The 20,834-nt window shown below is 68.7% G+C and carries 19 protein-coding genes and 1 pseudogene; 10 read left to right on the top strand and 10 right to left on the bottom strand.

Translation table 11 applies throughout. The features are described from left to right. Nucleotides 1-108: 108 nt before the first annotated feature. Genes nadC through nadA form a run of 3 tightly spaced genes read right to left on the bottom strand, consistent with a single transcriptional unit; the run spans nucleotide 109 to nucleotide 3,592 of the window. Nucleotides 109-969 (bottom strand): carboxylating nicotinate-nucleotide diphosphorylase, encoded by an 861-nt coding sequence (nadC, locus tag A5753_RS08150; protein ID WP_067125572.1) that lies wholly within the window; start codon nucleotides 967-969, stop codon nucleotides 109-111. After that, nucleotides 966-2,546, bottom strand: a complete 1,581-nt coding sequence (locus A5753_RS08145; RefSeq protein WP_067125569.1) for an L-aspartate oxidase — start codon at nucleotides 2,544-2,546, stop codon at nucleotides 966-968. The genes nadC and A5753_RS08145 overlap by 4 nt, the downstream gene beginning before the upstream one ends. After that, on the bottom strand, nucleotides 2,543-3,592 hold the full coding sequence (gene nadA / locus A5753_RS08140; protein ID WP_067125566.1) for a quinolinate synthase NadA: 1,050 nt from the start codon (nucleotides 3,590-3,592) through the stop codon (nucleotides 2,543-2,545). The genes A5753_RS08145 and nadA overlap by 4 nt, the downstream gene beginning before the upstream one ends. Before the next feature lie 46 nt (nucleotides 3,593-3,638). On the opposite strand from nadA, the gene A5753_RS08135 reads away from it, so the two are divergent. Together A5753_RS08135 and A5753_RS08130 are read left to right on the top strand one after the other, a co-directional pair. After that, nucleotides 3,639-4,364, top strand: coding sequence for an NUDIX domain-containing protein (locus A5753_RS08135; RefSeq protein WP_067125563.1), 726 nt, complete (start codon nucleotides 3,639-3,641; stop codon nucleotides 4,362-4,364). 160 nt (nucleotides 4,365-4,524) lie between these two features. Next, a complete protein-coding gene (locus A5753_RS08130) occupies nucleotides 4,525-5,865 on the top strand; it encodes a lipase family protein (RefSeq protein ID WP_067125937.1) in 1,341 nt (446 codons plus the stop codon). On the opposite strand, the gene A5753_RS08125 is transcribed toward A5753_RS08130, so the two are convergent. From A5753_RS08125 to bioB, 3 genes are read right to left on the bottom strand one after another with little or no spacing between them, the layout of a single operon-like run. Then, nucleotides 5,860-6,504, bottom strand: a complete 645-nt coding sequence (locus A5753_RS08125; RefSeq protein ID WP_067125934.1) for a DUF2567 domain-containing protein — start codon at nucleotides 6,502-6,504, stop codon at nucleotides 5,860-5,862. The two genes, A5753_RS08130 and A5753_RS08125, sit on opposite strands and share 6 nt — an antisense overlap. Before the next feature lie 23 nt (nucleotides 6,505-6,527). Then, on the bottom strand, nucleotides 6,528-6,755 hold the full coding sequence (locus A5753_RS08120; protein ID WP_064883538.1) for a hypothetical protein: 228 nt from the start codon (nucleotides 6,753-6,755) through the stop codon (nucleotides 6,528-6,530). Nucleotides 6,756-6,785: 30 nt separating this feature from the next. Continuing rightward, complete coding sequence (gene bioB, locus A5753_RS08115; RefSeq protein ID WP_067125560.1) at nucleotides 6,786-7,823, bottom strand: biotin synthase BioB; 1,038 nt, start codon at nucleotides 7,821-7,823, stop codon at nucleotides 6,786-6,788. A 132-nt stretch (nucleotides 7,824-7,955) separates the two neighbouring features. On the opposite strand from bioB, the gene A5753_RS08110 reads away from it, so the two are divergent. The 6 genes from A5753_RS08110 (at nucleotide 7,956) to A5753_RS08085 (ending at nucleotide 15,388) form a co-directional block, all read left to right on the top strand. Next, entirely contained in the window at nucleotides 7,956-8,147 is a 192-nt protein-coding gene (locus A5753_RS08110) for a hypothetical protein (protein ID WP_067125557.1), read from the top strand. 113 nt (nucleotides 8,148-8,260) lie between these two features. Beyond that, complete coding sequence (locus A5753_RS08105) at nucleotides 8,261-10,093, top strand: hypothetical protein (protein WP_067125930.1); 1,833 nt, start codon at nucleotides 8,261-8,263, stop codon at nucleotides 10,091-10,093. 4 nt (nucleotides 10,094-10,097) lie between these two features. Then, a complete protein-coding gene (locus A5753_RS08100) occupies nucleotides 10,098-10,463 on the top strand; it encodes a hypothetical protein (RefSeq protein WP_067125554.1) in 366 nt (121 codons plus the stop codon). After that, nucleotides 10,460-11,824, top strand: coding sequence for a hypothetical protein (locus A5753_RS08095; RefSeq protein ID WP_067125551.1), 1,365 nt, complete (start codon nucleotides 10,460-10,462; stop codon nucleotides 11,822-11,824). The genes A5753_RS08100 and A5753_RS08095 overlap by 4 nt, the downstream gene beginning before the upstream one ends. Before the next feature lie 82 nt (nucleotides 11,825-11,906). After that, nucleotides 11,907-13,982: an adenylate/guanylate cyclase domain-containing protein gene (locus A5753_RS08090; protein ID WP_231990042.1), complete on the top strand. Its 2,076-nt coding sequence runs from the start codon at nucleotides 11,907-11,909 to the stop codon at nucleotides 13,980-13,982. Further along, nucleotides 13,982-15,388, top strand: a complete 1,407-nt coding sequence (locus tag A5753_RS08085) for a mechanosensitive ion channel domain-containing protein (RefSeq protein WP_067125545.1) — start codon at nucleotides 13,982-13,984, stop codon at nucleotides 15,386-15,388. The genes A5753_RS08090 and A5753_RS08085 overlap by 1 nt, the downstream gene beginning before the upstream one ends. On the opposite strand, the gene A5753_RS08080 is transcribed toward A5753_RS08085, so the two are convergent. Genes A5753_RS08080 through A5753_RS08065 form a run of 4 tightly spaced genes read right to left on the bottom strand, consistent with a single transcriptional unit; the run spans nucleotide 15,385 to nucleotide 19,043 of the window. Next, on the bottom strand, nucleotides 15,385-15,897 hold the full coding sequence (locus A5753_RS08080) for a 2'-5' RNA ligase family protein (RefSeq protein WP_067125542.1): 513 nt from the start codon (nucleotides 15,895-15,897) through the stop codon (nucleotides 15,385-15,387). The genes A5753_RS08085 and A5753_RS08080 overlap by 4 nt on opposite strands. After that, nucleotides 15,897-16,577 (bottom strand): dethiobiotin synthase, encoded by a 681-nt coding sequence (bioD, locus tag A5753_RS08075; RefSeq protein WP_067125540.1) that lies wholly within the window; start codon nucleotides 16,575-16,577, stop codon nucleotides 15,897-15,899. Before bioD ends, A5753_RS08080 begins: the two co-directional genes overlap by 1 nt. 9 nt (nucleotides 16,578-16,586) lie before the next feature. Further along, the gene (locus A5753_RS08070; protein ID WP_067125537.1) at nucleotides 16,587-17,732 is read right to left on the bottom strand and encodes an 8-amino-7-oxononanoate synthase; all 1,146 of its coding nucleotides are present in this window, start codon (nucleotides 17,730-17,732) and stop codon (nucleotides 16,587-16,589) included. A 6-nt stretch (nucleotides 17,733-17,738) separates the two neighbouring features. Next, nucleotides 17,739-19,043: an adenosylmethionine--8-amino-7-oxononanoate transaminase gene (locus A5753_RS08065; protein ID WP_067125533.1), complete on the bottom strand. Its 1,305-nt coding sequence runs from the start codon at nucleotides 19,041-19,043 to the stop codon at nucleotides 17,739-17,741. Nucleotides 19,044-19,105: 62 nt separating this feature from the next. Here A5753_RS08065 and A5753_RS08060 point away from each other — a divergent pair, with 62 nt between their 5' ends. Both A5753_RS08060 and ripD read left to right on the top strand, forming a co-directional pair. Next, the gene (locus A5753_RS08060; RefSeq protein ID WP_067125530.1) at nucleotides 19,106-19,582 is read left to right on the top strand and encodes a hypothetical protein; all 477 of its coding nucleotides are present in this window, start codon (nucleotides 19,106-19,108) and stop codon (nucleotides 19,580-19,582) included. Nucleotides 19,583-19,912: 330 nt separating this feature from the next. Then, nucleotides 19,913-20,557, top strand: a pseudogene (ripD, locus tag A5753_RS08055) (NlpC/P60 family peptidoglycan-binding protein RipD); the annotation flags it as partial. Nucleotides 20,558-20,834: the final 277 nt, after the last annotated feature.

The raw sequence follows: 20,834 nt of genomic DNA, 5'->3' as shown, positions 1-20,834 counted from the left end.
TCGGCGTGCAGTGTGCGTTGACGGCGTTGAGTGTGCGCTCAGGGCGGCGACAAAGCCGCGACGAACGGGGCGCCCACGATGCACACTCGACGCGCCCGAAAGCGCCGGCTACATATCGAGGCCGATGTCGAGCGCCCGCACTGAATGGGTCAGGGCGCCGACGGCCAGATAATCCACCCCGGTCGCGGCGTAGGCGGCCGCATTCTCCAGGCTGAGGCCGCCCGACGATTCGAGCAGCACGGCCGGTGCGCGCGCGTCGCGGCGCTGCACCGCCATCTGCGTCTGCCACACCGGGAAGTTGTCCAGCAGGACCAGCTCGGGCTTTTCGGGCAGGACCTCGTCCAGCTGCTCGAGTGAATCCACTTCTACCTCGCAAGGCAGATCCGGTGCCGCGTCGCGCACAGCACGCAGCGCGTCGACCACCGAGCCCGCGGCCACCACGTGGTTGTCCTTGATCAGGGCCGCGTCGCCGAGCCCCAGCCGGTGGTTCACGCCGCCACCGACCCGGACCGCGTATTTCTGCAAGGCGCGCAGGCCGGGCAGGGTCTTGCGGGTATCGCGCACCTTCGCCTTCGTGCCCTGCACCGCGTCCACCCAGTGCGCCGTCGTGGTGGCGATTCCGGACAGGTGGCAGATCAGGTTGAGCATGGTCCGCTCGGCGGTCAGCAGGCCACGGGCTTCGGCTTGCAGCGTCAGCGCCGGCTGACCCGGCTCCAAGTGGGCCCCGTCTTCGACGCGGTCGATCACCTCGTAGCCGCGAGCACCGAGGACCTCGTCGAGCACCAGCAAAGCGATGTCGATGCCGGCGATCACGCCCGGCTCGCGAGGCACCATGGCCGCGGTCGCAATCGTTTCGGCGGGCACCGTCGCCAGGGTGGTGACATCGGGGCCATAACGCAGGTCCTCGGCCAGGCCGAGCTTGATGATTTCGCGCGCCGCGGTCACTTCGCAGTCGGACATCGTGGTCATACGACCGCCGCCAACGCCTCCACCAGCACGGCGTCCTGGTCGTCGGCCAGGCGCAGCACGTTGCTGCGTCCCAGCTCGGATGCGGTCTGCGGGTATTCCGCGCGATGGTGACAGCCCCGGCTCTCGGTGCGGGCCAGGGCGGCGGCGGTAACCGCGCGGGCGGCGACAGCCAGCGCGACATCCTCGAAGTCGCGACGGCCGGACACCCGGCGGATCTGCGCCTCCGACAGCGCGGTGGACAGCCGGGTCAGCCCAGCGGCGTCGCGCACCACCGAAGCGTCGCGGCTCATCGCGCGCTGCAGTTCGTCGCGTTCGGGCGCGGTGTGCACGACTGGCTCGGGCGCGGCGGCGTGCACGCGCCCGGTCGTAGCGGCATGCGCGGCCGCCGATTTGCCGGCCCGCCCGCCGACCACCAAACCCTCGAGCAGGCTGTTGGACGCCAGCCGGTTGGCTCCGTGCAGTCCGGTGCGTGCCACCTCGCCCGCGGCGAACAGCCCGGGCAGCTCGGTTTGGCCGTACACATCGGTGACGATGCCGCCACAGCTGTAGTGCGCCCCGGGGACGACCGGAATGGGTTGCCGGACGGGATCGATGCCGGCGGCCCGGCAGGCGGCCGTCACCGTCGGGAACCGGTTGGCGAAGTCGCCGATGTGGCGGGCATCGAGGTAAACGCAGGCGTCGCCGGTGGCCTTCAACCGGGCGTCGATGGCCGCGGCGACGACGTCGCGGGGTGCCAGATCTCCCATCGGATGAACACCGGCGGTCACCGAATCACCTTGAGAGTCAATTAGTTTCGCCCCCTCACCACGGATGGCCTCGGTGACCAGCGGACGCCGGCCAGCGGCGGCGCCGCAGACGAAGAGCATTGTGGGGTGAAACTGGATGAACTCGAGATCGCTGACCGCGACACCGGCCCACAAGCCCAGCGCGAGTCCATCGCCGGTGGAGCCCTCGGGGTTGGTGGTTGCGCCGTACAGGTGCCCGAGGCCGCCGGAGGCCAGGATCACCGAAGGCGCGCTGATGATTCCGCACCCGTTCGGGGTGCCGACCAGGACCCCGGTCACCGCGGCGTCGTCGCGCAGGATCCGCAGCGCGACATTGCCGGTGCGGATGTCCAGCATCCGCGCGGCATGGTCGAGGGCGCGCTGCACTTCGGCGCCGGTGGCGTCGCCGCCGGCATGGACGATGCGGCGCCTGGAGTGTCCACCCTCGCGGGTCAGCGCCCACTTGCCGGGCGCCGATTCATCGAATCGTGCTCCGTCGCCGACCAATTCGGCCACCGCCGCGTATCCGTCGGCGACGATCGAATAGACCGCCTCGGGATCGCACAACCCCGCGCCCGCGACCACGGTGTCGGCGACATGGGCTTCCACCGAGTCGTCATTGTCGGGCAGCACGACGGCGATGCCACCCTGCGCGTAATGCGTAGCGGTCGCCCCGCGAGCCGCCTCGGCCTTGCTCAGCACCACGACGCTGCGCCCGGCGCGATGGGCAGCCAGCGCGGCGGCCAGTCCAGCGACGCCGGTGCCGATGACGACGACATCGGCGCTGTGCGTCCACTGGGGGTGGGCGGTCATTCGCCACCGCCCGGCTGCCCGATTTCGATCATCCGCTGCACGCTGCGCCGCCCGGCGGCGGCGATATCGGGGGCGACATCGACTTCGTCGGCCCCCTCGACGAGGCAGCGCAGCAGCGCGGCCGGGGTGATCATCTTCATGAACTTGCAGGACGCCCGGTCGTTGACCGCGCGGAAGTCGACTTGCGGTGCGGCCCGGCGCAATTGGTACAGCATGCCGACCTCGGTGGCCACCAGCACCTTGCGCGCGTTGGTCTGATTGGCGGCCTCCAGCATGCCGCCGGTGGAAAGGATCTTCACCCGGTCCGACGGGAAGGCGCCCTCGCCCGCGAGATACAGCGCCGAAGTGGCGCAACCACATTCGGGGTGCACAAAAAGCTCGGCATCGGGATTGGCGCGGGCCTGGTCATTGAGTTCGTCGCCGTTGATCCCGGCGTGCACGTGACACTCGCCCGCCCACACATGCAGGTTCTCGCGGCCGGTCATCCGACGTACGTGGGCGCCGAGGAATTGATCCGGGCAGAACAGCACCTCGCGGTCCGGGTCGATGGACTCGACGACCTCGACGGCATTTGACGAGGTGCAGCAGACGTCGGTGAGCGCTTTGACTGCCGCGGTGGTGTTGACGTAGGAAACGACGACCGCTCCGGGGTGTTCGTCCTTCCAGGCGCGCAGTTCGTCGGCGGTGATCGAGTCCGCCAGCGAGCACCCGGCGCGCTGATCCGGGATGAGCACCGTCTTGTCGGGGCTCAGGATCTTGGCGGTCTCGGCCATGAAGTGCACACCGCAGAACACGATGGTGTCCTCGGGCGCCTCGGCGGCGATCCGCGAGAGCGCCAACGAGTCGCCCACGTGATCGGCGACGTCCTGGATCTCGGGCAGCTGGTAGTTGTGCGCCAGTACGGTGGCGCCGCGCAGTTTGGCCAGGCGGCGAACCTCGGCGGCCCATTGCTCATCACCGGCCACACCGGCGTACCCGGTGGATGAATTCGTGATGTCGGCAACCATGCTTTCGGCGAGCGAGTCCATGCGATTGACAACCGTCATGGCGGCTCCTTTCGGCGCAGGAGGTTTTCGACTTATAATCGAAAACATGGCCCATGGTAGCACCGCCCACGAAGTGCTCGCGGTCGTGTTCCAGGTTCGCGGAGTGACCGAACAGATTACGAGGGGACGCCACACCGCGAAACCGCAGCTGAACGTGCTGTTATGGCAGCGCGCCAGGGAGCCGCAACAGGACAAGTGGTCACTGCCGGGCGGGCAGCTGCGCGATGACGAGGACATGATCACCTCCGTTCGGCGGCAACTGGCCGAGAAGGTCGACCTCAAAGAGCTGGCGCACCTGGAACAGCTCGCGGTCTTCTCCGACCCGCACCGAGTGCCGGACACCCGGGTGATCGCGTCGACCTTCCTGGGGTTGGTGCCCTCTCCCGCCAGCCCCGAGCTGCCGCCGGACACCCGCTGGCATCCGGTCAACGCCCTACCGCCGATGGCCTTCGACCACGGTCAGATGGTGGACAACGCCCGCACCCGGCTGATCGCCAAGCTGTCCTATACCAACATCGGCTTCGCTTTGGCACCAAGGGAATTCGCGCTCTCGACGCTGCGCGACATCTACGGCGCCGCCCTGGGCTATCAGGTCGACGCGACAAACCTGCAGCGAGTGCTGGGCCGGCGCGGGGTGATCACGGCGACCGGCACCATCGCTCAATCCGGGCGCAGCGGCGGACGCCCGGCGGCGCTGTATCGGTTCACCGACGCGGCGCTGCGGGTGACCGACGAATTCGCCGCGCTCAAGCCGCCGGGACTGCCGGGCTAGGCTGGTGGGAATGCGTCGTCGGGCGACGCGAGGGCAATTCGACTTGAGTCGCGCTCTGACCTGGCCACTGTGCCGAGAAGTCGCCCACAATGCGGCGATTACGTTTTGGTTACCTGCTGTTCGTGCGCGAGAATGCCGGGTGGCCACGAAGGGAGCCTCAATGGCTGAGCTCGGCAACCTGGCAGGCACGCACGGCGCGGAATGGATCGCCCGCCCGCCGCACGAGGACCTGCAGCACAAGGTGCGTCCGCTGCTGCCCTCGGACGACCCGTTCTACCAACCGCCGCTGGGCTTCCAGCACGCCGCGCCCGGCACCGTGCTGCGCTCGCGCGACGTCGAGCTGGCGTTCCTCGGGCTGATCCCGCAACCGATGAAGGCCGTCCAGCTGCTCTACCGGACCATGGACATGAACGGCGAGCCGGAGGCCACCGGCACGACGGTGATCGTCCCCGCCGACCTCGCGCCGGGTCAGTCGTGTCCGCTGCTGTCGTACCAATGCGCGATCGACGCCGTCTCGTCGCGCTGTTTTCCCTCCTACGCGCTGCGCCGCAGGGCGAAGGCGTTGGGAGCGATCGGCCAGTTCGAGCTTTTCCTGATCACCGCCGCCGTCGCCGAGGGGTGGGCCGTCTCGGTGCCCGACCACGAAGGCCTGCGCGGCCTGTGGGGTGCGCCGTATGAACCCGGCTACCGCGTCCTGGACGGCATCCGGGCCGCGCGGAGCTCGGAGCGCCTGAACCTGTCCTCCTCGGCCCCCGTCGGGCTGTGGGGATACTCCGGTGGCGGACTGGCCAGTGCCTGGGCTGCCGAGATGTGCGCCGAGTACGCGCCCGAACTGGACATCGTCGGGGCGGTGCTGGGCTCTCCCGTCGGCGACCTCGGTAACACCTTCCGCCGGCTCAACGGCAGCTTTCTGTCCGGGCTTCCCGCCCTGGTGGTGGCCGCCCTCGCGCACATCTACCCCGAACTGGACCGGGTGATCCGGGAGCACACCAACGAGGAGGGGCGCGCCCTGCTCGACTCGCTGGAGAAGATGACGACGGTGGAAGCCGTGGTGCGAATGGCCGGCAAGAACATGGGCGACTACCTCGACGAACCGCTCGAGCAGATCCTGTCCACCCCGGAAGTCACCTACGTCTTCGATCACATCAAGTTGGGTGCCGCGGTACCGACACCGCCGGTGCTGATTGTGCAGGCGGTGCACGACTACCTGATCGACGTGAACGACATCGACGTGCTTGCCGATGCCTATTCGGCCGGCGGCGCGCACGTCACCTACCACCGCGACGCCTTCAACGAGCACATGATGCTGCACCCGCTATCGGCGCCGATGGCCCTGCGCTGGCTGACGGATCGGTTCGAAAAGCGCCCGCTGACCGAACACCTGATCCGGACCACGTGGCCGACGATGTTCAACCCGATGACCTACGTCGGAATGGCCCGGCTGATGAAGATCGCGGCAAAAGTCGTCACGGGCCGCAAGATCGGCCGTCGCCCGCTATGACATGGGCGCTTCCGCGGCGTCTCCGCCGCCCACCGGCAGCGCTTCGGAAGGCCTAGGCTGCGGCGGCAGCGCACCCAAGTCGTCGCGGGCGTCCGCGGCCGCACGCACGGCGTAGATCAGGGCCGCGATACCGGCCGGCCACGCCAGGGTCACCGCGATCTGCAGCGGGCCGTCCGAGAAGAACACCGGCGGCGCCTGCACGACGTACGCCACCGACGGGCTTTGCGTCAGCGGTACCGCGTCGAAGTTCAGGGCACCGTAGCTCAGCCGGACCAGCCCGGCCCCCACCGCCGAGGCCGCGGCCGCCGCTGCCACCATGCCGCTCGACAGCGCGATCACCATCTCCGGCCCACGGTGCTCGCGCCACTGCCACGCCCCGACCGAGGCCACCGCCGCCAGCACGGTCAACAGCCCCAGCATCATGGCCGGCGCGACGAAGAACTGCTCGGACTCGTTGCCCAGATAGTCGTGGACGCGCTCACCCGAGCGGGTGAGCGCCACGACGGCGTGGATTGCCGGGGCGATCCACGCCCACACCGCGCCGATCACCACACCGGCGACCACCGGCCCGAGGAGCACGACCAAAAGTGCGCGCGTTCGCGTCCGGGCGGAAACGGCGGCGGACACGGCGACATCCACGGCCTCCGACTTGGCCGGCTCGATCACCGCTGCGTCTCCAGATCGCCGGAATCGACCTCACCGTGCCGCGAGCAGCGCGCCCGCCAGCCGTCGGGGCGAACCTGCACCACCATCCGGCGCCCACACGCCGCGCAAAATCGAGGAGGCTCCAGGCCCAACTGCGCCGCTGTCGGCACTGAGGTGCCCCCTAATTCCCCGGTGTAGACGTTGTAGACGCCCGCGCTGACCGCAGCGCCCAGATCGCCAACCACAAGTTTCCAACCCTAGCCGCGTCAGCCGGCCTACAAGCTGGCGTTGAGCCCCTTGAGGGGCATCTGCAGATCGTCCAGCAATTCCAGGTCGGATTCGGCGGGACGCCCCAGCGTGGTCAGGTAGTTGCCCACGATCACGGCATTGATGCCGCCCAGGATGCCCTGCTTGGCACCCAGATCCCCCAGCGTGATCTCGCGGCCCCCAGCGAAGCGCAGCATGGTGCGCGGCAGCGCCAGGCGGAACGCGGCCACCGACTTCAGCGCCTCGCTCGCCGGCATGACCTCGAGGTCGCCGAACGGGGTTCCGGGACGCGGGTTGAGAAAGTTCAGCGGCACCTCGTCGGGGCCGAGTTCCGCGAGCTCGGCGGCGAATTCCGCGCGCTGCTCGAGGGTCTCACCCATGCCGAGGATGCCGCCGCAACAGACCTCCATGCCGGCGTCGCGGACCATCGACAACGTTTCCCAACGCTCCTCCCAGCTATGCGTGGTCACGACGTTGGTGAAGTAGGAGCGGGCGGTCTCGAGGTTGTGGTTGTAGCGGTGCACGCCCATCGTGGAGAGCTGTTCGACCTGGTCGGCCGTCAACATCCCCAGCGAGCAGGCAATGTTGATCTCGACTTCGTTGCGGATCGCTTCGATACCGGCCGCGACCTGGGCCAACAGCCGCTCGTCGGGACCGCGCACCGCCGCCACGATGCAGAATTCGGTGGCTCCGGACTTGGCGGTCTGTTTGGCCGCCTCAACCAGGCTGGGAATGTCCAGCCGCGCGCTGCGCACCGGCGACGCGAACAGGCCCGACTGCGAGCAGAAGTGGCAGTCCTCCGGGCAGCCGCCGGTCTTCAGGCTGATGATGCCCTCAACCTCGACCTCGGGGCCACACCAGCGCATCCGCACCTCGTGGGCCAGTGCCAGCAGTTCGTCGAGCCGGTCGTCGGGCAGCCGCAGCACCCGCAGCACCTGGTCCCGGCTCAGTCCTTGGCCGTCCTCCAGCACCTGCTGCCGGGCCAGCGCCAAGATGTCCTCGTCGTTGCCGGTTTCGGCCGTCGGTCGAGTCGCCGCTTGCGTCACCAGGTACTCCCCTGCCTCTTTTTCGTGCCCGCGCGTGGGGACACACCGCCACGTGTTGATGGCAGCCCGAATGAAAAGTGTTCAAAGTAGGGTAGCGGCCGAAGTACTCGACCTACCTATGGGTATACGACCTTGGTGACTCCGCACGTCGAAATCCTGGCGCACCACTACCTGCTGTTGGCGGCGCCGGCGTTCCTGCCTGCGGTGATCGTGGTGGGAGTGATCTTGTACATCGCATTGCGCGACCGGCGCGAGGCCCGCAACGCCACGCGTTCGCCAACCGACGCCTCCCCTTCCGACACGCCCGACACAAAGCGTGATTGACGAGCCCTGCATCGGGGCATTAAACAAACAATCACGTACCTACTTGACAGTAATAAAGCGGTTGACGGAATCGGATCCTCCGGGGCAGCCCGGCGCGGTTGGGAGGCATGACGATGCGGTCGAATGAACTGACAATTATTGCTGAGGCACCGGCTCGTGGCGCGGGGCTCAATCAGGTGATCGGGCTATCGATCGCGGCGCTGGTCATCACCTTGCTGTTGCTGTGGGTGGGCCATGCCCATCGCACCCGTCGCATTCATTGGTTGACCCGCGTCGCGGACAAGGTCGGCGACAAATTTCACCGGCCCGGCTGGGTTGCCCTGCCCGTCTTGGTGTTCACCACGTCCATCATCTGCGCGTTGTTCGGCTTCATCTGGGACGTCAGCTGGCACATCGGCAACGGCCGCGACCCCGGGCCGTTGGCCAACCCGGCGCACTACTTCATCATCATCGGACTGTTCGGCATCTTCCTGGGTGGGATGACGGCGGTCGTGCTGCCGTACGACAAGCCCGGCCCTGCGGCGGTGCGCATCACGCAAAACTGGTACGCACCGGTGGGCGGGGTGCTGATGGCCGGTTGTGGGCTGTACGCGATGATCGGGTTCCCGCTCGACGACATCTGGCACCGCATCTTCGGCCAAGACGTAACCCTTTGGGGGCCAACGCATTTAATGATGATCGGCGGCGCCTGCTTCTCGCTGTTCGCGGTGCTGATGCTCGAACGCGAAGGTGAGGCCGAAGAAGGCGAGGGCGTTTACCACGGCGTCTTCATTACCTTCTTGCGCTACCTGTCGTTCGGCGGGTTGTTCATCGGCTTGTCGGTCTATCAGATCGAATTCGATTTCGGTGTCCCGCAATTCCGCCTGGTGTTCCAACCGATGCTGATCGCCGCCGCTGCGGCCCTCGCGGCGGTCGCCGCCCGCACCACGATGGGACGGGGTGCGGCCGTGATCGCGGCCCTCTTCGCCATCGCCCTTCGTGGCGGGGTCGCCTTGCTCGTCGGGCCGATATTGGGGGCCCCGATCAACTGGTTCCCGCTGTATCTCGGCCCCGCTCTGGTCGTCGAGTTGGTCGCGCTGACCCCGCTTTTCAAGCGCCCCATCGTGTTTGGCGCCGTCGCCGGGCTGGGCGTGGGCACCGTCGGGCTCTGGCTGGAGTCGCTGTGGATCGGGGCGGTGTACCACTACCCCTGGCCGATCAGCATGTGGGGCGAGGCCCTGACCATGGCCGTCCCGGTAGCGATCCTGATGGGCATGTGCGGCGCCATGTTCGGCATGGTGCTCACCGGACAGCGCCTCCCGGGGCGCGCCGTCGGCATCTCGGTGGTTGTGGCGACCGTGCTGGTGATCGGCGGCGCGGTGGCCAACGGCTTGCACATCGTGGTGCCCGGCCAGAACAACGCGACCATCACGTTGACCGATCTGCCCAGCGCGCCGGGACAGCGGATGGTCTCGGCCGACGTCCAACTGCTACCTCCCGACATGGTCAGCGACAATCCGGACTGGCTGACGATCCTGTCCTGGCAGGGGCGCATGAATAACGACCGCGGTCTGCTCATCGACCGGCTCGCCAAGGTCGGGCCGGGGCACTACCGCTCAACCCCGCCGGTTCCGGTGTGGGGCGAATGGAAGACTCTGCTGCGCGTCCAGGACGGCCGCACCATGACGGCCGTGCCGATCTGGGAACCTGCGGACGCCGCCATTCCGGCCCCCGAAGTCCCCGCGCTGGCATCGAGCACGCGGCCGTTCGTCCTGGAAGTCACCATCCTGCAGCGCGAACGCGACCAAAGCGCACCGGCCTGGTTGTTCACCGCGGGCGGGATCGTGGTGCTGTTCCTGACCCTCATGGTGATCGCCGGCCTGACCTGGGGGGCCGGCCGGCTCAACAACTCTATTGCCGAGCCCGAACCGGTGGAAGACAAGCGGCCGATTCCGCGGGCGGCGTAGGGCGATGTCCCTTCGGAGCACTCTGGTAGCGGCGTGCGCGGTGGCGCTCGTCGGCGGCTTGGTCGGCTGCGGCGGCGGCTCCGCCGGTAAATCCGCGACCGCACCGCTGACGATCGACGTGACCATCGCCAACGGGCAGGTCACTCCGACCAACGCCACGCTGCAGGCCAAGGTGCATCAGCAGATCACGCTGCGCGTGACCAGCGACGCCACCGACGAGTTACACGTGCATTCGACGCCCGACCATAAGTTCCAGGTCGCGGCCGCGCCCAACCAGACGTTCGGTTTTGCCGTCGATGTTCCCGGCAACGTCGCGGTGGAGCTGCACCATCTGGACCGCACCATCGCAACCATCCAAGTCCAGTCGTGAGCTCCGCCGCCGCGGCGGTGGTGCTCGCGCACGGTCTCGGTGGGTCGGGTGACCTCCCGGTGCCCTACGCCTACGCGATGGTCGGGGCGGCCTGGGCACTGACCTTCACCTTCGCCCTGGTGGCGTTCGCGTGGCGCCGACCGCGGTTCGATCCGCGCAAGCCGGGACGGCCCTTGCCGACGGCGCTGACGACGTTTGTCGACTCGCGCGTGACGCGGTGGTTGGCGGCCGCGGTGGCCCTGGCGTTCGCGGCGTGGGCGGTGGCCGCCGGGGTATGGGGTCCCGAATCGGAGTCCAACGCGCTGCTCGGCGCGTTCTACGTGCTGCTCTGGGTCGGGATCGTCGCGCTGTCGTTAGTCATCGGACCGGTGTGGCGGGTGATTTCGCCGATGCGCACGGTGTACCTGCTGCTGCGGCGCGTCGCCCCGGAGCGGCTCGGCCGGCCACGGCTGTCCTACCCCGAAAGCTGGGGCTATCGGCCCGCCGCGGTCGGCCTGTTCGCCTTCGTCTGGATGGAGCTGGCCAGCCCCAACTCAGCGTCGCTGCCCTGGGTCATGACGTGGATAGCCTGCTACGGCGTGCTCATGCTGGTCGGCGCGTGGCTGTGCGGGCAGCGCTGGCTGGCGCGCGCCGACCCGTTCGGCGTTTACAGCATGGCCGTCTCCCGGCTGTCGCCGTTTCGGCGCAACCGGGAGACCGCAAAGATCGTCATCGGCAATCCGCTCGACCATCTGCCGTCGCTGCCGGTGCGGCCGGGGGTCGTGGTGCTGCTGGCGGTGCTGCTCGGCTCGACGGCGTTCGACAGTTTCTCGTCGTCGCCGACGTGGCGCGGCTTCTCCGACCAGCTCACCCGGGAATTCGGGGCACCCCCGACCCTGGCGTCGTGGGCGCTGCGCACAGTGGGACTGCTAGTTTTCATTTGCGTTGTGGCGGTGACGTTTTCACTCGCGGCGCGCGCCGCCGGCGGGGTCACCGCAGAGCAGCGCCGCGAATTGCCCGGCGAGATGGCGCATTCGCTGATCCCGATCGTGGTGGGCTACATCTTCGCGCACTATTTGTCCTACCTGGTGGAGCGTGGACAGCAGGCGCTGTTCGCGCTCGCCGACCCCTTCGGCCACGGGTGGAATCTGCTGGGCCTGGCGCATCTGCATGTGGCCTACGTGTTGTCGATGCACCCTCCGGTGCTGGCCGCGGTCAAGGTGACGTGTGTGGTCACCGGGCACATCGTCGCGGTCATCGCGGCACACGACAAAGCGCTGCGGCTGCTGCCCGCCGGCCATCAGCTCACCGGGCAGCTGACGATGATGCTGGTGATGGTCGGCTACACGTTCACCGGTTTGTATTTGCTCTTCGGGGGGTAGGCGTCGGGGCGTGGAACAGGCCCCGGCCCGGAAAAGGCGCCGCCCGCGGGCGCTGTCGTGGATCAGCATTCAGTCCAAGGTGATGCTGATGCTGCTGGTGTCCAGCCTGGCCTCGCTGGGCGTGATCGGAACGGTCGAGTATGTCGCGGCGCGCAATGCGCTGCTGCCCGCGGCTTCCGAGCGCATGACGCAGTTGCGGGAGGCACAGAAACGCGCGATCGAGACGCTGTTCTCCGACCTGTCGGACTCGCTGGTCGTCTACAGCCGGGGTTCCACCGCGCTGGATGCGGTGCAGGCCTTCACGGCCGGCTTCGACCAGCTGGCCAATGCACCGGTCGACCCCGGACAGCAGCGGGCGCTGGTGGACTTCTACAACGAGCGGCTGATAAAACCGCTGGAGCGCGACACCGGAAACAAGCTGGCTCTGGATGCTCTGCTGCCGACCAATAACTCACAGCGGTATCTGCAGGCGCACTACACCGTTGCGGCACATGGGACTCCGAATGGATCCGCGCCCGACGACGCCGGCGACGGCAGCGCCTGGTCGGCCGCCAATGCCCGCTTCAACGACTACTTCCGCGAGATCGCCACCCGCTTCGAATACCGCGACGCGCTGCTGCTGGACACCCGCGGCAACGTGGTCTACACCGTGCGCAAAAGCGCCTCGTTGGGCACCAACGTGCTCACCGGCCCGTATCGGCAGTCCAATCTGCGCGGCGCCTACGAGAAGGCGATGGCCGCGAACTCGGTGAATTTCGTTTGGATCACCGATTTTCAGCCGTATCAGCCTCAGCTTGGTCAGCCCATCGCGTGGTTGGTCGCACCCGTCGGGCCGCCGGGCAGACCGGCCGGGGTGCTGGCGCTGCCGCTGCCGATCGCGAAGGTGAATCGGATCATGACCGCCGACAAGCAGTGGCGCGCCGCGGGTATGGGCCAGACCGCCGAGACCTATCTCGCGGGGCCGGACAACCTCATGCGCTCCGATTCCCGGCTGTTCTCCGAAGACCCGCAGCGATACCGGCGTGAGGCGCTGGCCGCCGGCGCTCGCCGCGAGACCGTCGACACCGCGATCAGGTGGGGCGGCACCACGCTGGTCCAGCCCGTGGCCACCGCGGCCGTGCGCGCCGCGCAACGCGGCGAGACCGGAACAGTGACCGACACCGGCTATCTGGGCCAGCGCGAGCTCGCGTCCTACGCCCCGCTGTCCCTGCCGAATTCCGACCTGCACTGGTCGATCGTGGCGACCCGGGAAACCTCGGAGGCCAACGCCCGGGTGGCGTCACTGACCCAGACGCTGATATTGACCACTACGGCAATGGTTTTCGTCATCTGCGTGGTGGCGCTGCTGGTCGCCCAGATCTTCGTGCGGCCCATTCGCCGGTTGCAGGCCGGGGCGCGCGAGATCGCCGCCGGCAACTACGACGTCGCGATCCCGGTCACCTCACGCGATGAAATCGGTGAACTCATGGCCGCTTTCAACGATATGAGCCGCAACCTGCAGATCAAAGAGGAACTGCTGACCGAGCAGCGCAGAGAGAACGACCGGCTGCTCGCTTCGTTGATGCCCGAACCGGTGGCGCGGCGTTATCGTGACGGCGAACAAACCATCGCCCAGGAGCACCAGGACGTCACCGTCATCTTCGCCGACATCGTCGGCCTCGACGACATCTCCGGCGAACTCTCCGGCCGCGAACTGGTGGGCATCGTCGACGAGCTGATCCGGGAACTCGATTCGGCGGCGGAGTCCCTTGGCATCGAGCCGATCCGCACACTGCACCACGGATACCTCGCCAGCTGCGGCCTGAACTTCCCCCGTCTGGACAGCATCCACCGCACCGTCGAATTCGCCATCGAGATGCAAGACATCATCGCGCGCTTCAACAGCAGGACGGGTTATCACCTGGCGCTGCGCGCCGGCATCAACACCGGCAACGTGATCAGCGGATTGGTCGGGCGATCCAGCATCGTCTACGACATGTGGGGTGCGGCCGTGAACCTGGCCCACCAGACACGCAGCAGCACAACGCAACCCGGGATCTTTGTCACCGCAAAGGTTTACGAGGTGATGCGCGACATCCGCCGATTCACCCCGGCGGGCACCATCACCGTCGGCGGGACCGAGCAGCAGATCTGGAAGCTGTCGGAAGGGAAGGAATAGTGAATACCTTCGACTCGTCGTCGCTTTATTGGGCAGCCGGTGTGGTGTTCGGCCTGCCCCTGCTGCTGATCGCCCTGACCGAATGGCACCAGAGCCTGGTGCGCAAGGCGAGTCCGCTGGCGCAGCCCGTCCTGCTGCTGCGCAGTTACCTCATTCCGCTTGGGGCCCTGCTGGTGCTGCTGGTGAATGTGGCGCGAATGCCGGCCCAGTTCACATCGGTTCGGGTGCTCGCGACGGTGTTCGGTTTCGTGGTGCTGGTGCTGCTGCTGTCCGGGCTCAACGCAACGGTTTTCGAAGGTGCGCCGCAGGGGTCCTGGCGCCAGCGGATCCCGGGCATCTTCCTCGACGTGACCCGATTCGTGCTGATCGGGGTAGGACTGGCGGTCATCTTCTCCTACGTCTGGGGCGTACGGGTCGGCGGTCTGTTCACCGCGCTGGGGGTGACCTCGGTGGTCATCGGCCTGATGCTGCAGAATTCGGTCGGCCAGATCGTGTCGGGCCTGTTCATGTTGTTCGAGCAGCCCTTTCGGATCGGCGACTGGCTGGATACCCCGTCGGCCCGCGGCCGGATCGTGGAGGCGAACTGGCGGTCCGTGCACATCGAATCCGGCCACGGGCTTCAGATCACCCCGAACTCGGTGCTGGCCACCACGTCGTTCACCAATCTCAGCCGCCCACCCGGCGCCCACCAATTGGCGATCACCGCAACGTTTTCCGAGATCGACCCGCCGGATCGGGTGTGTGCGCTCTTGGAACGGATCGCCAACGCGCTGCCGCAGCGCAGGCCCAACGCGGCGGCAATGTCGGTGCCCACCGGAGGTGCCGAGTATCGGGTCACCGTCGGACTGACGTCGCCCGCCGACGACTCTGCCGCGCAGGCCACGTTTTTGCGTTGGCTCTGGTACGCGGCGCGGCGCGAGGGTCTGCACCTCGACGGCGCCGAGGACGACATCTCGACGACCGAGCGCATCGAGAGGGCGGTGCGGACCGTGGTGGCACCGGCGCTGCGGCTCAGCCAACCGGATCAGCAGGCAGTCGTGTCGCACGCGAAAGTCGTTCGCTACGGGGCGAATGAGATCGTCGAGCATGCCGGCCGCGTTCCCGCCAAGATGACGTTTCTGCTCGAGGGCGCCGTGCGGATGACCGCGACCGCCACCGACGGGACGGTGGTCGTGGTCGGTGGGCTGGACGAGGGCTCGTTCCTCGGTGTGACCGCGCTGACCCGACAACCCAACCTGGCCGATGCGCAGGCCGTCGGCGAAGTGACCGCGCTGGAGATCGATCGCGATCACCTCGTCGAGCTGGTCATGGACAAGCCGCTGCTGTTACAAGAGCTGGGCCGCGCCATCGACGAGCGGCGCGCCCGAGTGCAGGCGGCCACCGCGCCGGCGCTGGCGGACGCCTAGCCACCGAGCAGGTGCTCGACCTTCCGGTTGCCGTCCCAGCGCCGCAAACCCGCGAAGCTGCCGTCGATTTGAGGTGGCCGGCCCGCGATGCGCAATGCCCGACCGAGTTGGGCGCCGCCCACGCGGCGCGCCAGGGTGACGTGCGCGGTCCACTGACCGGGCAGGCTGTTGGGCATCGGACCGGGCTTGACGTGCGGACCGCACACCCGGTGCACCTGGGCGTGCAGGGCCAACAGCTCGGCGGTCGGCACCACCAGCCGCGCGAAAACCGTACTGGTGCGGCCGAATAACACCGGCGCACCAATGAGGCAGCGCAGCGGCAGCCGCGCGCTCACCGGGCTCAGCGGCTCGTCGACGTTGGGCGCGATGCATTCGGCCACCGCCAGCGTCACGTGCGGCCGACTGGCGGGCGCCTGACTGGGAATTCCCGCCGCGGCCAACGCTTCCCAGATGTGCTGGATCGCCACCTCGGTGTCGCGGTCGAAGACCAGCTCGATGGAGTGGACCATCAGGCCACCAGGGAGGTGACCCAGTCGCGGTCGAACGCCTTGGCGCACAGCGTCGCGAACTCGGCGCTGTCCAGCGATGCCGCCCCTTCCGGCAACGCGGCGCGCACCGCGGCCAGCCGGGCCAGCGCGGACCGGTTCGTCGTCTCGACCACCCCGGGCCCGCGTGGCCAGCTGCCTATGACCAGGCCTGCACACGAAAGACCCTGTGCGGCAATCGATTCCAGGGTCAGCGCGGTGTGGTTCAAGGTGCCCAGCGACGGGCTGACCACGACCAACACCGCGGCGCCCAGCGCGACGGCGAGATCGCGTGCGGTGACACCGTTTTCGCCGAGTTCGACCAGCAGTCCCCCCGCGCCCTCGACCAATGTCAGCCGCCCCGGCCGGTCCAGCTCCCCGATGAGCGTCAGCAGCTGCTCGCGGGTGGGCAACGGCATCCCGGCCGCCTCGGCGGCGGCCACCGGCGCCAGCGGCAGCGGGTACCGGCCGAACCCCGCCAGCTGGCTCACCCCGGACAGCCGGGCCACCTCGGCGAGGTCATCGTCGCCGGCGTCGGTGCCGGTCTGGACCGGTTTGCACACCGCCACGTCGAGGCCCGCCTGACGGGCGTGACAGGCCAGCGCCGCCGTTGCCACCGTCTTGCCGACCCCGGTGTCGGTGCCGGTGACGACCAGAACCGTCACCGGCGCGCCTCAGCCCAGCGTGGCGAGCACATCGGTCAGCACCCGGCGCGCGACCTCCAGCTCGGCGTCATCCAGGGACGCGCGCGCGGTCAGCCGGAGCCGCGACGTCCCCGCGGGCACGGTCGGTGGCCGGAAGCAGCCCACCCGCACGCCGGCATCCAGGCAGGCGGTCGCGGCGGCCACCGCCACGTCCGGGTCACCCAGGATCACCGACACCACCGCGGACTGCGGCACCTCGGCCACCCCGCACGCTTCAGCCAGCATGGCCGCGTGGCGCAACACCGCGGCGGGGCGCCAGGGCTGCGACCGCAGCACGCCCAGCGCGGCCCGCGCGGCGCCCACCGCCGCCGGGGCCAGGCCGGTGTCGAAGATGAACGTGCGCGCGGCGTCGATGAGATGGGCGCGCACCGACGCCGGCCCCAGCACCGCGCCGCCCTGACTGCCCAGCGCCTTGGACAGCGTGGTGGTCATGACCACGTCGGGGGCCCCGGCCAGGCCCGCCTCGTGCAGCAGCCCGCGCCCGGCGCCGCGCACACCCAGACCGTGCGCCTCGTCGACGATGAGCAGGGCGCGGTGCGCGCGGCACACCTCGTGCAATTCGCGCAGCGGCGCCAGCGCGCCGTCGGTACTGAACACCGACTCGGTGATGACGACGGCGCGCTCCTCGTCGCGCGCCTGCAGCGCGGCCGCCACGGCGCCGACGTCGCGGTGCGGCGTCACCGCCACCCGCGCCCGCGACAGACGGCAGGCGTCCACCAACGACGCGTGCGAATACTCATCGGAGACCAGCAGCGAACCCCGGCCCGACAAGCCGACGACGGCGCCCAGGTTGGCCGCGTACCCGGAGGAGAACAGCAGCCCCGATTCCGCGCCCACGTAGTCGGCTAGCTCGGACTCGAACTGCTGGTGCAGTTCGGTGTCGCCGGTGACCAGCCGGGACCCGGTGGCACCGGCGCCCCACATGCGCAGCGCGGCGACGCCGCCGTCGATCACATCGGGGTGCTGCGAGAGCCCGAGGTAGTCGTTGGAGGCCAGGTCCAGCTCGGTGGCGACGGCGGGACGCGGCCGCAGTGAGCGGCGCAGCCCGGCCTCGCGGCGCTGCCGTTCCACCGCCCCCAGCCAGGCCAGCGGGGAGACCTCGATCGGTGCCTTCATCGTGGCTCAGCCTACGAGGCGCGCGACCTCGACCATCGCCGAGGTGATCTGGGCGATCTCGTCGGGCGTGCAGATGTAGGGCGGCATGGCGTAGATCAGGTTGCGGAACGGCCGCAGCCAGACGCCGCTGTCCAGCGCCGTGGGGGTGGCGACGGCCAGGTCGACCGGCCGCTCGCATTCGATGACGCCGATGGCGCCGCGCACTCGCACGTCGCTCACGCCGGGCAGCGCCCGGGCAGGCTCGAGTCCGGCCGCCAGCCCGGCGCCGACCTCGCCGACCCGCGCCCGCCAGTCCTGCCCGAGCAGCACCTCGACGCTGGCCACCGACACCGCGCAGGCCAGCGCGTTCGCCATGAAGGTGGGGCCGTGCATCAGCGCTCCGGCCTCGCCGCCGCTGATGGTATGGGCGATCTCGGCAGTGCACAGGGTGGCGGCCAGGGTCAGATATCCCCCGGTCAACGCCTTGCCGACGCACATGATGTCCGGGCTCACGCCGGCGTGGTCGGCGGCGAACAGCTCGCCGGTGCGCCCGAAGCCGGTGGCGATCTCGTCGAAAATCAGCAGTACGTCGTGCCGTCGGCAGATGTCGCGCAGGTCGCGCAGGTATCGCGGGTCGTGGAAGCGCATGCCGCCGGCGCCCTGCACGACGGGCTCGACGACGACGGCGGCCAGCTCGGCGGCGTGCCGGACCAGTTGCTCCTCGAACGCCGCGCTGTAGCCGGCGTTGTAGTGCCGCGGCACCTGCGGTGCGAACACCTGTTTGGCCAGGATGTCGGTCCACAGCGAATGCATGCCGCCGTCGGGGTCACAGACGCTCATCGGCGTGAATGTGTCGCCGTGGTAGCCGCCGCGCCAGGTCATCAGCCGGTGCTTGCCGGGCCGGTCACGGCTGCGCCAGTACTGCAGCGCCATCTTGACCGCCACCTCCACCGACACCGATCCGGAGTCGCTGAAGAACACCGTTTCCAGTCCCGCCGGGGTGATGTCCACCAGCAGCTGGGCCAGGCGCGCCGCGGGTTCGTGGGTCAGCCCGCCGAACATGACGTGGTTCATCGCGCCGAGCTGGGCCGTAATGGCGGCATCCAGCACCGGGTGGCCGTGCCCGTGGATCGCGGTCCACCACGAGCTCATGGCGTCGAGCGCCTCGACGGGCGTGCCGTCGCGGATCAGGGTGAGCCAGGAGCCGCGGGCGCCGACCGCCACCACGGGCGCGACGGATTCGGCGCCGATGGTGCTGTAGGGATGCCACAGGTGCGCGGCGTCGATCGCGCTGATCTGATCGGGCGTCATCCCGGCCTTCGCCGCGGGCATAGTGATCGAGGGTAAAGCAGCCGATTCGCGCAATATTCAGACGTCGGGAAGCATGGGACATCATGGCCACGCCGCAGCCGCCCGACAGCGCAGCGCCCGGAGCCGAGGCCGGGCCCGCGCCGGGGCCCGGCTGGTCCCGGGACACCCACTACCCGCTGCTGGACTACGACGACGAAGCGCTCCGCGTGCTTCGCGTGCGGGTGGCGCCCTGGGACATCGTCTGCACCGTCGCATTGCTGGTCCTGCTCGCGGTGCTCGCCACGGCGACGACCTGGCCGACGAGGCTTTTCGGCTTCCTGGCGAATGTGTGCGAGGACGAGACCTGCGGGCCGGTTCCCTATGGGCTCGACCTGTACATCCACCCGGTGGTGTGGGGTGGCATCGGTGCGGCCATGACCGCGGCGGTCATCGGGCCGGTCGTTTCCCTGCTGAAGGGCTGGTACATGTCCTTTTGGCCGGTGCTGTCGCTGGCGCTGGTGATGGTCAGCTCGATAGCCGGATCGCTGCTGACGATGTTCAGCGAACGCTACTGGCTCTGATCACCCCGCTGCCGGCCTCCCGCGGACGTACGAATCTGTAGCCGACTGAGACCGAAATCACAACTGCGCATTTGGGATTGGGCGCCCCAGTCACCTTCCGGTCACGGTACGACAAAAAATCCCGCGTGGGTCTGGCGGCCAACACAATCTGTTGTCAAAGTGGCTTGTGTGACTGATGTGAATCGAGCGGCCTGACCGCTGATTCACTTCGCAAGTGTCATGGACCGTGTCCGGCCCCAGCGTCGGGGCCTCGCTTGGTTCATGAACCGGGGGCGGACGCGCGAAGTCACCGCGCCGAGGCCATTGAGCGCCTGAGAGGCCACGAAAAAAATGAAACGCATCTACGCCTTCGCGATCGGCTTGGCCCTGCTCGGGGCGCCGATGGTGGTTCCCACCATCGCGACCGCCGACCCGGGCGCCAGGTCGATGGACTACCAGCAGGCCACTGACGTGGTGGTCGCCCGCGGTCTGTCGCAGCGCGGTGTGCCGTTCTCCTGGGCCGGTGGCGGCATCAACGGGCCCACCCGCGGCACCGGCACCGGCATCAACACCGTCGGCTTCGACGCTTCCGGGCTGATGCAGTACGCCTACGCCGGCGCCGGCATCAAGCTGCCGCGCTCGTCGGGCGCGATCTACCGGGTCGGCCAGAAGATCGTGCCGCAGCAGGCCCGCAAGGGTGACCTGATCTTCTACGGCCCCGAGGGCACGCAGAGCGTCGCGATGTACCTGGGCAACAACCAGATGCTCGAGGTCGGCGACGTCGTGCAGGTCTCGCCGGTGCGCGCCAACGGCATGACGCCCTACATGGTCCGGGTTCTCGGTGTTTCCACGCCGGCGCAGCAGGCGCCGCTGCAGCAAGCGCCGCAACAGCTGCCCGCCCAGCAGACACCGCAGCAGCTGCCCGCCCAGCAGACACCGCAGCAGCTGCCGACCCAACAGGCACCGTTGCAGCAGTCGCCGTACCAGCAGACACCGCAACAGCTGCCCACCCAGCAGGCGCCGCTGCAGCAGTCGCCGTACCAACAGGCACCACAGCAGCTGCCCGCCCAGCAGGCGCCGCTGCAACAGGCACCGCTGCAGCAGGCACCTGCGCAACAGGCACCGCTGCAGCAGTCGCCGTTCCAGCAGGCCCCGGTGCAGCAGCTGCCGACCCAGCAGTCGCCGTTGCAGCCGACCGGCGCCGGTCTCGGCAGGTAATTTCGCCGTCCTTCTCGACCGTCCGACGCCCGCCACCAGTTCCCCAGCCGTCCGG

Source organism: Mycobacterium sp. 852002-51971_SCH5477799-a, from assembly GCF_001667145.1.
GTDB lineage: Bacteria > Actinomycetota > Actinomycetes > Mycobacteriales > Mycobacteriaceae > Mycobacterium.
The sequence above is the reverse complement of the archived record's forward strand: the minus strand, read 5'-3'. Positions and strand labels throughout refer to the sequence as shown.

What these genes read in the sequence shown, in the direction of transcription:
- nadC (WP_067125572.1), bottom strand. Translation starts at nt 969, where the DNA reads ATGACCACGATGTCCGACTGCGAAGTGACCGCGGCGCGCGAAATCATC.
- A5753_RS08145 (WP_067125569.1), bottom strand. Translation starts at nt 2,546, where the DNA reads ATGACCGCCCACCCCCAGTGGACGCACAGCGCCGATGTCGTCGTCATC.
- nadA (WP_067125566.1), bottom strand. Translation starts at nt 3,592, where the DNA reads ATGACGGTTGTCAATCGCATGGACTCGCTCGCCGAAAGCATGGTTGCC.
- A5753_RS08135 (WP_067125563.1), top strand. Translation starts at nt 3,639, where the DNA reads ATGGCCCATGGTAGCACCGCCCACGAAGTGCTCGCGGTCGTGTTCCAG.
- A5753_RS08130 (WP_067125937.1), top strand. Translation starts at nt 4,525, where the DNA reads ATGGCTGAGCTCGGCAACCTGGCAGGCACGCACGGCGCGGAATGGATC.
- A5753_RS08105 (WP_067125930.1), top strand. Translation starts at nt 8,261, where the DNA reads ATGCGGTCGAATGAACTGACAATTATTGCTGAGGCACCGGCTCGTGGC.
- A5753_RS08100 (WP_067125554.1), top strand. Translation starts at nt 10,098, where the DNA reads ATGTCCCTTCGGAGCACTCTGGTAGCGGCGTGCGCGGTGGCGCTCGTC.
- A5753_RS08090 (WP_231990042.1), top strand. Translation starts at nt 11,907, where the DNA reads ATGCTGATGCTGCTGGTGTCCAGCCTGGCCTCGCTGGGCGTGATCGGA.
- A5753_RS08080 (WP_067125542.1), bottom strand. Translation starts at nt 15,897, where the DNA reads ATGGTCCACTCCATCGAGCTGGTCTTCGACCGCGACACCGAGGTGGCG.
- A5753_RS08070 (WP_067125537.1), bottom strand. Translation starts at nt 17,732, where the DNA reads ATGAAGGCACCGATCGAGGTCTCCCCGCTGGCCTGGCTGGGGGCGGTG.
- A5753_RS08065 (WP_067125533.1), bottom strand. Translation starts at nt 19,043, where the DNA reads ATGCCCGCGGCGAAGGCCGGGATGACGCCCGATCAGATCAGCGCGATC.
- A5753_RS08060 (WP_067125530.1), top strand. Translation starts at nt 19,106, where the DNA reads ATGGCCACGCCGCAGCCGCCCGACAGCGCAGCGCCCGGAGCCGAGGCC.